Source organism: Neobacillus sp. 19, from assembly GCF_049463095.1.
In the GTDB taxonomy this organism is placed as follows: domain Bacteria; phylum Bacillota; class Bacilli; order Bacillales; family Cytobacillaceae; genus Neobacillus.
Genome location: NZ_JBMPZU010000019.1, coordinates 185,376 through 197,801 on the forward strand (window position 1 = coordinate 185,376; position 12,426 = coordinate 197,801).

The following is a 12,426-nucleotide window of genomic DNA, read 5'->3' on the forward strand; positions in this document are numbered from 1 at the left end:
CATATCTTCCTAGTTTGAGATATGACAGGATCTAAAGGGTACTATTTTTACTTGTTCCTCGGAATGATATAGCCATTTTCGACTTTGTCGAATCCAACTCGCGGATAATAATCCATCGCAGCGGGGGCGGATAGCAGCAATAATACGACTTCATCGCCAATTTGTTCTTGTACCAGCCTGATGAGTTCTTTTCCAATTCCCTGTTTTTGATACTCCTTATTTACTGCTAAATCTGATAAATAGCAGCAATAGCTAAAATCTGTGACCGCCCTAGCAACACCTACCAATCTTTGCTCATCCCAAGCGGTAATGAGCAGATCAGCATGTTCAATCATTCGCTGCAGACGGGGCAGGTCATCAACAGGGCGTCTGATCCCGGACTTTTTGAACACATCTGATAATTCCTCGGCAGTAACAGCTGCCTCCATCTTAAAATCGATTCTTTTACCATTTGAAATACTCATCGATCACATCATCCCTTCCAGCTTTATATCTATGATTATAGGAAAAAACTGATATGCTCAAAAGGGTCAGATATAATAAAATTAACCATACCAGATTATGTTATGTGTGGAGGCGATGGGTGTGTTAGAGATAATGTTGGATTTGGATTACGAGAGTCGGGATCCATTGTATATTCAACTCTATAACTTTATTAAAAAGGAAATTCAAGCGGGAAAAATTGAACCTGGAGAAAAGCTGCCATCAAAAAGGAAACTGTCTCATCATCTTGGAATCAGTCAAAATACGATTGAGACAGCATATGAACAATTGCTGGCAGAAGGATATGTAGAGAGTGTGCAGCGAAAGGGATTTTACGTAAAGGAACTAAATCGTGATTTGTTTCTTTCCATGGAAGATTCCGCCAAGGTGACTAAGGGAATAAAAGATGAAACCATGCAATACGAAGTTGATTTTAATCATGGTTCAGTTGCGTTGGAACATTTTCCGTATCAAATTTGGCGAAAGTTAACGATACAGAGTCTTTATGAGGAAGAAAGTTGTTATTTTTTAAATGGTGAGCCACAAGGAGAATTACCGCTCCGAGAGGCAATTGCTAAATATTTGTATCAATCAAGAGGTGTAAGATGTGATGCCAATCAGATTATTATTGGTGCCGGAACGCAATATTTAATCAGTTTGTTAACGATGATCATCGGGAGAGACGTGATTTATTCAATGGAGAATCCGGGATTCCATCGAACAAGAGAGGCGTTTAAAGACCAAGGAGTGAGCTTAAAGCCAATTCCACTCGATCAAGAAGGGATTGATCTCAAACAATTAGTTAAAAGTAAGGCAAATGTCACCTATGTTACCCCTTCACACCAATTTCCGAATGGTATGGTGATGCCAATTTCAAGGAGAATGGAATTATTAAAATGGGCAGAGGATGAGGGAAGATATATAGTGGAAGACGACTATGACGGTGAATTCCGCTATAAGGGGAAACCGATTCCTTCGTTGCAAGGATTGGACCATAACGGTAAAGTGATCTATTTAGGGACATTTTCAAAATCGTTGATTCCTTCGATTCGGATAAGTTATATGGTGTTACCTGATAGTTTGCTTGAAAAATACAACCAACATTTTAATATCTACAAACAGACTGTTTCCAGGCTTCACCAGCATACACTTTCGCAATTTATGTTCAATGGGCATTGGGAACGGCATTTAAATAAAATGAGAACCGTTTATCGTAAGAAGCAAACAGCATTGATTCGATTTATTGAAAAATATCTTGGCGGCCATGTTCAGGTTATCGGTGATGATGCAGGACTGCATATTTTATTAAGTGTTCAAAATCAACTCTCAGAAACAGAACTAATTGAAAAGGCAGCGGAATATAAAGTGAAAGTGTATCCAACATCAGTCTATTACGGGAATGATCACTCAGACAGAGAGTCGAAGGTCTTATTGGGCTTCGGCGGTTTAACAGAGGAGGAAATCGAGACAGGGATTCAATTATTAAAAGAGGCATGGGGATGAACCCTCTTTGTAAGGAGTGAAATTTGTTGCCTTTTCGATGAATTTTGAGGGTTCCATTGGTCTATGAGGGGTTATTCGAGTGGAATACCCCGGAAAAGTCCATCATCGCCCTTATGAAGGACAATTTGAGCCGGAATTTCCTGTGAAAAGTCCATCATCGCCCTTATGAAGGACAAAACGGATTGCTCACTGGAGTTGCTTGCCTGGGTCAATCCCTTACTCTCCTTATATTCGAAAAGATAGAATCAACGCCAGGCGAAAAGTGAAGCAACGGCTGCATCCTTGGAAGTTCAATCTTAAAAGGAGCAACAAGTGTATTTTGATAGATATCCACTTCAGCACTTTGCAATGGCCATGGAGTATGATCAATTTCTCCGCAAAAAATGTTTCCTTTTGCGTTGACACTATAAAGGCAATATCTTTCCGTCAACCAGTGATCAATGGTTCCTATTTTCGTATAATAAATATCGGATGAAGCCATAAATTTTCCGTCAAAGCTTGCTAGAAAAGGGCTTTTCCTATCTTTTCTTACACTATTGAAATAAAACCCCTGTGGATCTTCCCCAGTATGTATTTGTGAATAAAAGTAAGGCAGGCGGTACCATTTCCTTGCAAGGGTATAGGTTACCCAATGCGGTGCATCAAGCGATAAGAAAAAGACACCCGGTTTGCCATTAAAATGGACATAGGTTCGAACATTGATTTCCGGAAACTTTGCAAATAACGGCATCCCCGGCAATCCGCGTAAAAAAATACCATCCATAACAAAAGCGACAACACCAATCCACGCATATCTTTCAAACGTATCAACCTGCAGCGGTTTTGGAACATAAGGCCTGACCAAATCCACGGGAATGGGCCAATGAGCAAATAATAAATTCCTCCACGATTGCTTCATGATCCAATTTTTTGAAACATCCTGAAAGAAATGCGCAATATTCATCAAAACTCACCCTACTTTTCATAAGCTAAAGGTACTTTTGTTACGTCACTCGTTACTTGATCCAATGCAACAAGATCCTCCGTGTTCACTTGATGAACATTTGTTTTCCCTAAAGAAATCACGGCCACTTTCATTTCTTCAGAATACGATGTTAAAAAATTCGCCAAATAATAAGCTGCTTCTTCTTCATCAAATTCATCAGAGAATTTCCCTGAGTACCATGCTAAAGTGGTTGGCGGCTCAAAAGGAATAACCTTTGTTACTTGGGAGTGGGTCATCGCCCATAATACAGCAGTCCCCAAGAAAACAGCATCCGCTCCTAGTGCTAGTGCCTTCAAACAGTGTCCTGGTGTTGAAAAACCTCCTCCGATCAACAAACTAATTTGGTCCTTCACACCTCTATTGTTTAAATATTGTACGGCTCGAGTAAGCGCATAAATTGTTGGCAGTCCGAAATCATCCTGAATAATAAGGGCAGATCCTTTTGTCCCTGCCTGACCCCCATCAATGGAAATAAAATCAACTTCAGCCTGAATGCCAATTTCTAAATCTTCCTCCAGCCTGTTCCCTGCAGCGATTTTGATACCAATTGGAATGCCGCCGGTCATTTTTCGAAGCTTCTGTACTAAATTCTTTAAATCAGCAGGATTATTAATCTCTTCAAATTTTCTTGGAATAACTGCTGTTTCATCAGGTTCTAATCCCAGCATATCCCGGGCTTCACCCTGTAAGGTTTCAGGGGGGATTCTTGCTGGTGCTGCAGCTGAGGCGCCCTGTCCAATATGGATTTCGATGGCATCGGCCTGTTTTAATACCTCTGGGTTCTTTCCCCATTTTGCTGAATGATATTGAACGATCATATATTTTGCTCGTTTTCTTTCTTCAGGCAAAAAGCCGCCTTCGCCAATATTACATGCTGTTCCAACAACAGCTGTCCCCATTGCCTGCGCAAGCCTTACTTTTTCACTCACACCTAGTCCATACGCCATAGCCCCAATTAATATAGGCATATCAATCGTCAACGGTTTTTTAGCCTTAGGCCCAATCACTGTCTGCATGACTACTTGTGTATCCTCATGGGAGGGAAGCGTCGCTAATTGTGCAGGGGAAAAAATCAAACCGTCGAAGTTTAAGAATTTCCTCGGAGTTCCAAATGGTCTTTCAATCACCCCTCCATTTGTAGCCCTTAAACTATTTTCAATCACGATCTTTGGATCCAAACGAGTTAAAGCTACAACCATTTCCCAAATGTTTTCTGCATATGGGTCCTTCATCAAAATATTGGTAAAAACGCCGACAAATCTTTTTATCATCGGACGTGCAAAGAACAGCAAGCAGATACAGGTTAGTATGGAACCAAACAATGAAGCAGCGAATAATAGCAGCCAATTTAAAACCATCATGAATCTATCCTTTTTATATCAAACTTTTTTACTTCTTTGAATTTTATTAAAGAAATCACGCGCCAAAATTAGAACCAATAGAATTACAGGAATGACGACGAGAAGTGGAAACCCAACAAGATACGGCAACTTTTTCATTAATGCCATAAAAGTAACCTTATTTGCTGTAAATACTAAAGAAAAAATGAAAATTAGTAATACAACAGGAACAATTAAAGTCTGATACCTTTTTAATTTCAATATATCAGTTAAACCGATAAGTACTGCATAAACATAGAGGAAAATTTTTATGAAAAAGCCAACCGCAAAGGTCCCAACCACAATCGAGTCCATTCTCTGAATAAAATTTCCTACATTAATTTTTTCAACTGCACTTAGCAATGGGATATCAACAATGCTAGTTCCATTTCCTCCAATGACACTCACGATAAGTAAAAAAGTCCAAGATAGACCCAATCCACTAAGCAAAATGGAAATTAACCCCGTTCTATTAGCCAACTCTGACCTATTTAAGTATGGAAAAAACATAAGAAATAGAAGCACCTCTCCAAAAGGAAAATAGACAACTAGCGGGACAGCCTCTTTAATAACCGGGAACCAGCCAAACTCTAAAATCGGCTGTACATTCTTAATTTTAATAATGCCCGATGCAATAATGGCTAAATTTCCAATCAAACCAAACATAACCATAACTCCAACTAATATTTCCGCAGTCCTTCCAAGTACTTCTATCCCTAAAAAACAGCAATAAGAAACCAATAAAAGACTAATGAAGATAACTACAGAAACGGGTGTTTCAGATAATATATAGGTTGTCATCGTGTCTCCTAAATGCCGAATGCTAATTGAAGCAACAAGGAAAAAATAACAAATATAAACGATGCTTAATGGCAGTCCGATATATTTACTCAATACTTTCTCCAAAATTCCAGTTAAGGGTAATGATGGATATCGTTTATATATTTGTGCATACACAAAGAAAAAGAGAATGAGAGCTCCGACCATGCCTAAAAGAATCGAAATCCAAGCATCTTGTTTTGCTTGTACGGCAATATTGGTAACAATCGCACTACCTAATTGAAATAGAAACATGAGAGAAAACAGTTGCTTCGAATCAATCTTCGCATTCTCCATTTCGTTTAATTCCTTCCCTTAAAAACGAAAATTCACATTAATTATTTTTAACTTTAAGGTGGTAAATTAAACCTCCTCTTCCGTCACCATTCGATAATTAGCAACAAAGTCTCCTTTTTTATTGAATATGCTTATCTTATGAGGAAATAATAACCGTAAAAATAGCAGGAATAAGAGGGAAAACCTTGAACTTTTTCAAACCGAAAAGTAAAAAGTCGATTAAAAGCAAATGGGAAGAATTACAAAAGAAGGAAAATAAACAAACGGTACAACAGAAACAATGCAAAGAAGAAAGTGAATCATTAGAGCCAAGTTTAACGGATAATGTTCAAAGGATTAAAGAATTATTTGGAAACAGTGACGATATTATTATCAGGGAAATCAGAATTGGGAAGGGAGGCAAGATTAGAGCATGTATCGTTTTTACAGACGGCTTGATTGATAGTCAATCCACTCAAAACTTTATTATGGAATCGTTAATGGTTGATTTACGAATGACAGATGTCGAAACAGAACCATTCAATGGATTAACGCTTTTATCCTATTTAAAAGAAATGGTATTAACAGTAGGTGACATTCAAGATATAGATGATTTTACAAAACTGCTGGATAGTCTTTTAAATGGTAAAGTCATTCTTTTATTTGATGGATATACCGAAGGGTTCGCCATTGAAATGAAAGGCGGAAAAGAGCGTTCAGTTGAGGAACCTACGACAGAAACAACGATCAGGGGACCGCGTGAAGGATTTACAGAAAATATACGGGTCAACACTGCATTAATCCGACGGAAAATTAAGGACCACAATCTATGGATCGAATCAAGGAAAATTGGAAAAGTGTCCAAAACAAACGTCTCCATCATGTATATCAAAGGAATTGCCAACGATAAGATTGTCGAGGAAGTGCGGAGACGGCTCGATCGTATTAAGATAGATAGTATTTTAGAAACTGGATATATCGAGGAATTAATTCAGGATGGCGTATGGACACCTTTTCCTACCATGTATCATACAGAAAGGCCAGATGCCATCGCTGCCGATTTGTTTGAGGGCCGTGTTGCCATTCTAGTTGACGGTACACCGTTTGTGATTACCGTTCCTGTCATGTTTGCACAGTTTTTACAATCGCCGGAAGATTATTATAACCGAGCAGATATTACAACCCTTCTTCGTTTACTGCGTTATATCGGTTTTTTTATCGCATTGTTAGCACCTTCTTTCTATATTGCTATCACAACCTTTCATCAGGAAATGCTGCCAACACTATTACTGATTACTCTTGCTGCTCAGCGGGAAGGTGTTCCGTTTCCAGCTTTCATTGAAGCGCTTGCGATGGAGGTCAGCTTTGAAATATTACGTGAGGCAGGACTTAGGATGCCGAAAGCAATTGGCCAAGCGGTATCCATTGTTGGAACACTTGTCATTGGTTCGGCAGCTGTTGAAGCCGGATTCGTGTCAGCTGCAATGGTTATTGTTGTCGCCATTACAGCTATATCAAGCTTTATTGTAAGTAATTATGAATTAGCGATTGCAATCAGGATGTTACGCTTCCCTTTCATGGCCATTGCAGCATCGTTTGGTTTATTTGGAATCATTGTAGCATTTATTGCGTTGATTCTTCATATGTGCAGTTTGCGTTCATTTGGGATACCTTTTATGGCACCCTTTGGCCCATATATTAACGAAGATCAAAAGGATGCCATTTTCCGTTTTCCAAGGTGGGCAATGGCTAAACGACCTCGTTTAATCAGCCAAACGAATACTACACGAGAAGACACCCCTGCTCCAAAACCGGAACCAAAATAGGAACACAAAGGTAATGGAATAGCGACTCTAAATATAGTAGAAGCTGCCATTTCTTCATATGGCAGCTTCAGTCATGTTTTTTTATTAAGATGCATTAATTTCCTTAATGCATGGACTGCTAATAAGAGTAAAGGAAGCATAAGTCCGTACGTTAAAGAGTAAACAGGCCAAATATCATGGTCAAATTTGGCTGAATGAATAACATTTGGATGGGAAAACAACGAAATCATTACCATAATCATCCCTAAAGGTAATGTAAATGGTCGATAATCTTTAATGTTCAATGTTTGGGTAAAACCGATGATCGCAGCGTAAAAATAGATTGTCATCTTAAAAAAAATCGTTATTAGCCACATAATGGCTAATATGGCTTCTATTCGCTGCAAAAAATCCCCTATTTTTATCCTTTTAGCTAGGAGATAACTTGGATACAACTGTCTGGTACTATCTTCAGGACCTAATACTAAAATTGTCAATAGAATGAGGATGATTAAACATACTCCTCCCATGCCTATTGCAAGAAAAAGGTTTTTTTTAGCTTCCTTTAGTTGATTTACTGAAATAGGAAAAATCATCAAAAAAACAATTAATGGTAAAGAGAAAATACTTAAAAAAAGAAAAACAGCACGTATCATCGGTTTTATTCCTGTTTTCAATATTGGCTGGATGTTTTTAAACTCCCATATATCGGGAGTCAATAATAACGAAACCACTAATAACATGAATAAAAAAATAAATAGTGGGAAAAACAATTCGGCAGATCGTGCCAGCGTTTCAAGACCAAGACGAATTCCCATTATTAAGATGCAAGCAAATAGAATATGGATTGCTTCGACGGGTGTCTCCGGTAGGATCTGAGTCGTCAAGAATGTTCCAGCATAATACAATAATTCTGCAGCGCCAATGAATGAAAAGAAAACAAACGTAAGAGAAACGGTCTTGCCTAACCATTTGCCGAGAAGAGTTTCTATGATTTCAACCAGAGTCTTCGTCGGGAACATCCTCCCTAAAGTGATGTATAAAGCCACCATCAAAAAACTAATGCCAGTACCGATGATTGCCGCAATCCATGCATCTTGTTTTACCTCCCCAGCAAGGCTTCCTGGAATCACTAAGATGGTAGTCCCTACAGAAAACAAAATAACCAATATTGCAAATTGCCGTGCGCTAATTTTAATGTTATTTGCCATGTTTTTCATCACACACCTATTTTAGCAATCCATATATATACTCACTAAATGGCGCTAAAACATTCCTAATCCCATTAAGCGGGCTCGGAATGTTCAAATGTAAACTTTGCGCAATGCCTAATCCTACAGCCATTAACATTAAGATAGAAAATACCCCTATTTCTTTCGTTAACTTATTTTTTCTCAAGTTAGGAAGTTCAAAAGCAACCATCAAAATGGCTGCCACTATTGTTCCAGCAATACCAAGCATTTGAAGGGCTCCTTCAATTTAAATTTCATCATCCTATTTTCCCCCAGTAATACAACTTTTATTGCTTAAAAATCAATATTTTGGGGAGTATATAACTAGCTTCAGCACTTAAAGGAGTACTAGTATGAACCGAAAATTCCTTTTCATCATTTCAATCTGCTCTCTTATTTTTCTGACCTCCTGTTGGAACCGAAAAGAATTAAACCAACTGGCTATAGTGATCGGTATGGGGATTGATCAAAAAGATGGTAAATATATTGTGACTACTCAAGTTGTAAATCCTGGAGAAATTTCATCATCCGCTGGCGGCGGCGGTAATTCACCTGTAGTCGTTTATCAAGAAAATGGGAATACATTGTTCGAGGCAATTAGAAGAATAACTACCGTTTCACCCCGAAAACTATATTTTTCCCATCTTCGTCTTCTCGTGTTTGGAGAAGAATTAGCAAAAAAGGGGATAGGTAAATCGGTAGACTTTTTATCAAGGGATCCCGAGATACGAACCGATTTTTATATTGCTATAGCTAAAAATAATACAGCAGGGGATGTTTTAAAAGTCTTAACTGCCTTAGAAAAAATACCAGTTCAAAAATTATATGATTCGCTACTGACATCAGAGAAAGCTTGGGCACCAACCTTACCCATCACGCTGGATCAATTGAATACAGATTTAATAAGTAAAGGGGTGAATGCCAAATTATCAGGCATTATGATAATGGGAAATGTACAAATAGGGGAAAAACTAGCGAATTTACAGCAATCTAAACCAGAAACCCTCTTAAAGTATGATGCAATTGGATTATTTAGAAAGGATCAATTAGTGGGATGGTTAACGGAAAACGAAAGTAAAGGTTTAAATTATGCGTTAGGGAAAGTTAAAAGTACTGTTGTAACAATACCCTGTCCTGAAAAAGGAACTGCCGACATTGAATTGATTCATACAAAAACCGATTTAACAACAGAGGTTTTAGGCCATAAGCCAAAAGGGAGAATAAAGGTAGAAATAGGTGGGATTGTCGGGAGTATACAGTGTAAGACCCTTGATTTAAGCAAACCTGAAACAATAAGGCATTTAGAAATAAAAGCAGAGAAAAGAATTCAACAAAACATGTACAAGGCTTTACATGCTTCGCAAAGGAAATTTAAAATCGATCCATTTGGTTTTGGTGAAGCCGTGCGTCGTTCCAATCCAAATTATTGGCATTTGGTAAGTAATGATTGGATACAACTATTTGAAAAAATGCCGGTGGAAATCGAAGTAACTTTAAACATACATGATATAGGAATGATTAAGAACTCTCTCCTAAATAAAATGAAGGACTAAACTACTTTACAAAATCAACTATAGTTTCCTTGAACCTAGGATAAGAATTGGAGGATTTAGATGAAACGGAAAACCCCTATAATCCTATTTTTTAGCTCACTGATCCTCCTAACTGGCTGCTGGAACAAAAGAGAACTAAATGAACTGTCCATTTTGTTAGGATTGGGGATTGATAAAGAAAAGGATCAATATATTATAACGGCTCAAGTGGTAAATCCAAGTGAAATTGCATCGAAGAAAGGCAGTAGTGGCAAAGCACCAGTAGTTGTATTTCAAAGCAAGGGAGAAACAATCTTTGAAGCAGTTAGAAAAATTACTACTGTTGCCCCAAGAAAGCTCTATTTTGCCCACTTACGAATTCTGGTCTTCGGAGAAGAATTAGCAAAAGAGGGAATTGGCGAAGCAATTGATGCTCTTTTAAGGGATTCAGAAGTACGAAATGACTTTTATATAACAGTATCGAAGAATTCTAGAGCTGCAGATGTTTTAAAAGTATTAACTCCATTAGAAAAAATTCCCGCTAATAGTTTATTTGCTTCTCTCGAGGTCTCAGCGAAATCTTGGTCTCCAACCGAAGGTGTTACAATAAATCAGCTTGTTTCTAACATGGTGAGTGATGGAATTAACCCCATTTTAACTGGTATCGAAATAAAAGGGAAAGTAAAGGATGGTGAAATGAATAAGAATTTACAACAATCCAAGCCGAAAACCAATCTGGAATATAAAGGAATGGCAGTGTTTAAACACGATAAACTAATCGGATGGTTGAATGAAAAAGAAAGTAGAGCGGTGAATTTTGCCTTAGGAAAAGTGAAGAGCAGTGTAGGATATGTAAAATGTCCACATGGCGGAAAAGCAGTCATCGAGATAGTCCGCACAAAATCCAAACTAAATGCAAAGATGGTTAAAGGGGAGCCCCAGGGATCAGTAGAGATAAAAATACAAGGGAATGTCGCAGAAATTGAATGTAATGGCCTGGATTTAACAAATCCAGCATCTATTACTTATTTAGAAAAAGAATCCGAAAATGTTCTTACAAGAATAATTAAATCGACGATCCAACATTCTCAAAAAGAATATCAAACTGATATTTTCGGATTTGGTGAAGCTCTCTCTCGTTCGGAACCTGATGATTGGAAAAGATATAAAAAGGATTGGGATCAAACGTTTTTGCAGATGCCTGTTACCGTAAAGATTAATATGAAGATCCGGCAAACGGGTACAATTAATAATTCGCCTCTTAATAAAATGAAATAGATCTAAAAGGATGTTACTCCCATGGGAAAAGTGAGGAACAAGCATGCTGGAGAAGGGAAAAATTTCACCTCATCAATTTACGATAATGATTGCATCATTTATAGTCGGCGGCAGTATTTTGTATGTCCCATCAGGGCTTATACATAGTGCGAAACAAGATGCGTGGCTGGCTAGTATTCTTGCGGTTGTTCTCGGGCTGATCCTGGTGTTGCTGTTCAATACACTAGGAAGTAGTTTTCCAAATATGAACCTCGCTGAATATAGTGAAAAAATATTAGGAAAATGGCTTGGGAAATTCGTTTCCTTTATGTATTTTTCTTATTTTTTTCTTAGTACTGCTACTTTTGTGCGGCAAATGGGTGATTTTATTATCATACAACTTCTACAGGAGACACCCATTTTAGTTATTCATATTCTTCTCATTGTCATTATGATGATGGCCGTCCGTTACGGACTAGAGCCCTTTTCCCGTGCGATAGAAATATTTTTTCCATTACTGTTTTTACTTTTTTTTATTTTTCTTATTTCGATTACCCCGATGATTCAATTTCAGCAACTACAGCCCATATTAGACAATGGAATGAAACCAGTAATACGAACGGCTGTCAAATCCCTTGGAACACCGTATTTGCAATTAGCGTTGTTTTTAATGATCTTCCCAGCTGTAAACCAAACAATAAAAGCGAAAAAATCTTTTTTGCTTGGGACAATGATAGGGGGAAGTGTTTTAACAATCGTTACTTTAGCAAGTATTTTGTGCTTCGGCGCATATTTTGCGGAAAATCAACAATTTGTAACCTATGTCCTAGCATTAAATATCAATATTGGCGGCTTTTGGCAGCGAATTGAAGCACTTATGGCATTCATATGGTTCACTACCCTTTATATTAAAATCACCCTTTATTTTTACGGATCGGTATTATGTATGGGGCAAATGCTTAAATTAAAGGAATATAAATCATTAACCTTTCCACTAGGGTTCATCACCCTTATTCTCTCTCTTTTTATAAATAAGAATATTGTTGAATCAGACATGCAAGCTGAATGGTGGACAGCCTTTTCTCTACCTTTTGGTCTTTTTATTCCACTATTGTTACTCATAGTTGGAAAAGTTAGAAAAAAGGGTTAACTACT

Annotated in this window: 12 protein-coding genes; 5 read left to right on the forward strand and 7 right to left on the reverse strand. The window is 37.8% G+C overall.

Annotated elements, in window-relative coordinates:
- Positions 1-47 precede the first annotated feature (47 nt).
- Positions 48-464, reverse strand: a complete 417-nt coding sequence (locus tag ACO1D1_RS04780; RefSeq protein WP_423335148.1) for a GNAT family N-acetyltransferase — start codon at positions 462-464, stop codon at positions 48-50.
- A gap of 121 nt (positions 465-585) precedes the next feature.
- Between ACO1D1_RS04780 and ACO1D1_RS04785 the strand changes: the two genes are divergently transcribed.
- The gene (locus ACO1D1_RS04785) at positions 586-1,986 is read left to right on the forward strand and encodes a PLP-dependent aminotransferase family protein (RefSeq protein WP_423335149.1); all 1,401 of its coding nucleotides are present in this window, start codon (positions 586-588) and stop codon (positions 1,984-1,986) included.
- A 71-nt stretch (positions 1,987-2,057) separates the two neighbouring features.
- Here ACO1D1_RS04785 and ACO1D1_RS04790 read toward each other — a convergent pair whose 3' ends face one another.
- From ACO1D1_RS04790 to ACO1D1_RS04805, 4 genes are read right to left on the reverse strand one after another with little or no spacing between them, the layout of a single operon-like run.
- Positions 2,058-2,198, reverse strand: a complete 141-nt coding sequence (locus ACO1D1_RS04790; protein WP_423335150.1) for a hypothetical protein — start codon at positions 2,196-2,198, stop codon at positions 2,058-2,060.
- Complete coding sequence (locus ACO1D1_RS04795; RefSeq protein WP_423335151.1) at positions 2,195-2,929, reverse strand: YqjF family protein; 735 nt, start codon at positions 2,927-2,929, stop codon at positions 2,195-2,197. The genes ACO1D1_RS04790 and ACO1D1_RS04795 overlap by 4 nt, the downstream gene beginning before the upstream one ends.
- Before the next feature lie 11 nt (positions 2,930-2,940).
- A complete protein-coding gene (locus ACO1D1_RS04800) occupies positions 2,941-4,329 on the reverse strand; it encodes an FMN-binding glutamate synthase family protein (protein ID WP_423335203.1) in 1,389 nt (462 codons plus the stop codon).
- Between the two features lie 21 nt (positions 4,330-4,350).
- Entirely contained in the window at positions 4,351-5,466 is a 1,116-nt protein-coding gene (locus ACO1D1_RS04805) for a GerAB/ArcD/ProY family transporter (RefSeq protein WP_423335152.1), read from the reverse strand.
- A 185-nt stretch (positions 5,467-5,651) separates the two neighbouring features.
- Between ACO1D1_RS04805 and ACO1D1_RS04810 the strand changes: the two genes are divergently transcribed.
- On the forward strand, positions 5,652-7,271 hold the full coding sequence (locus ACO1D1_RS04810; protein WP_423335153.1) for a spore germination protein: 1,620 nt from the start codon (positions 5,652-5,654) through the stop codon (positions 7,269-7,271).
- Between the two features lie 71 nt (positions 7,272-7,342).
- Here the strand turns inward: ACO1D1_RS04810 and ACO1D1_RS04815 are convergent, their stop codons facing one another.
- Positions 7,343-8,461, reverse strand: coding sequence for a GerAB/ArcD/ProY family transporter (locus ACO1D1_RS04815; RefSeq protein ID WP_423335154.1), 1,119 nt, complete (start codon positions 8,459-8,461; stop codon positions 7,343-7,345).
- Positions 8,462-8,477: 16 nt separating this feature from the next.
- Complete coding sequence (locus tag ACO1D1_RS04820) at positions 8,478-8,711, reverse strand: hypothetical protein (protein ID WP_423335155.1); 234 nt, start codon at positions 8,709-8,711, stop codon at positions 8,478-8,480.
- Positions 8,712-8,835: 124 nt separating this feature from the next.
- Here ACO1D1_RS04820 and ACO1D1_RS04825 point away from each other — a divergent pair, with 124 nt between their 5' ends.
- From ACO1D1_RS04825 to ACO1D1_RS04835, 3 genes are read left to right on the forward strand one after another with little or no spacing between them, the layout of a single operon-like run.
- Positions 8,836-10,035, forward strand: a complete 1,200-nt coding sequence (locus ACO1D1_RS04825; RefSeq protein WP_423335156.1) for a Ger(x)C family spore germination protein — start codon at positions 8,836-8,838, stop codon at positions 10,033-10,035.
- Between the two features lie 60 nt (positions 10,036-10,095).
- Positions 10,096-11,292: a Ger(x)C family spore germination protein gene (locus ACO1D1_RS04830; protein WP_423335157.1), complete on the forward strand. Its 1,197-nt coding sequence runs from the start codon at positions 10,096-10,098 to the stop codon at positions 11,290-11,292.
- A 43-nt stretch (positions 11,293-11,335) separates the two neighbouring features.
- The gene (locus ACO1D1_RS04835) at positions 11,336-12,421 is read left to right on the forward strand and encodes a GerAB/ArcD/ProY family transporter (RefSeq protein ID WP_423335158.1); all 1,086 of its coding nucleotides are present in this window, start codon (positions 11,336-11,338) and stop codon (positions 12,419-12,421) included.
- Positions 12,422-12,426: the final 5 nt, after the last annotated feature.

Coding starts and splice junctions, on each gene's coding strand:
- ACO1D1_RS04780 (WP_423335148.1), bottom strand. CDS start 464: ATGAGTATTTCAAATGGTAAAAGAATCGATTTTAAGATGGAGGCAGCT.
- ACO1D1_RS04795 (WP_423335151.1), bottom strand. CDS start 2,929: ATGAATATTGCGCATTTCTTTCAGGATGTTTCAAAAAATTGGATCATG.
- ACO1D1_RS04800 (WP_423335203.1), bottom strand. CDS start 4,329: ATGGTTTTAAATTGGCTGCTATTATTCGCTGCTTCATTGTTTGGTTCC.
- ACO1D1_RS04805 (WP_423335152.1), bottom strand. CDS start 5,466: ATGGAGAATGCGAAGATTGATTCGAAGCAACTGTTTTCTCTCATGTTT.
- ACO1D1_RS04815 (WP_423335154.1), bottom strand. CDS start 8,461: ATGGCAAATAACATTAAAATTAGCGCACGGCAATTTGCAATATTGGTT.
- ACO1D1_RS04820 (WP_423335155.1), bottom strand. CDS start 8,711: ATGCTTGGTATTGCTGGAACAATAGTGGCAGCCATTTTGATGGTTGCT.
- ACO1D1_RS04825 (WP_423335156.1), top strand. CDS start 8,836: ATGAACCGAAAATTCCTTTTCATCATTTCAATCTGCTCTCTTATTTTT.
- ACO1D1_RS04830 (WP_423335157.1), top strand. CDS start 10,096: ATGAAACGGAAAACCCCTATAATCCTATTTTTTAGCTCACTGATCCTC.
- ACO1D1_RS04835 (WP_423335158.1), top strand. CDS start 11,336: ATGCTGGAGAAGGGAAAAATTTCACCTCATCAATTTACGATAATGATT.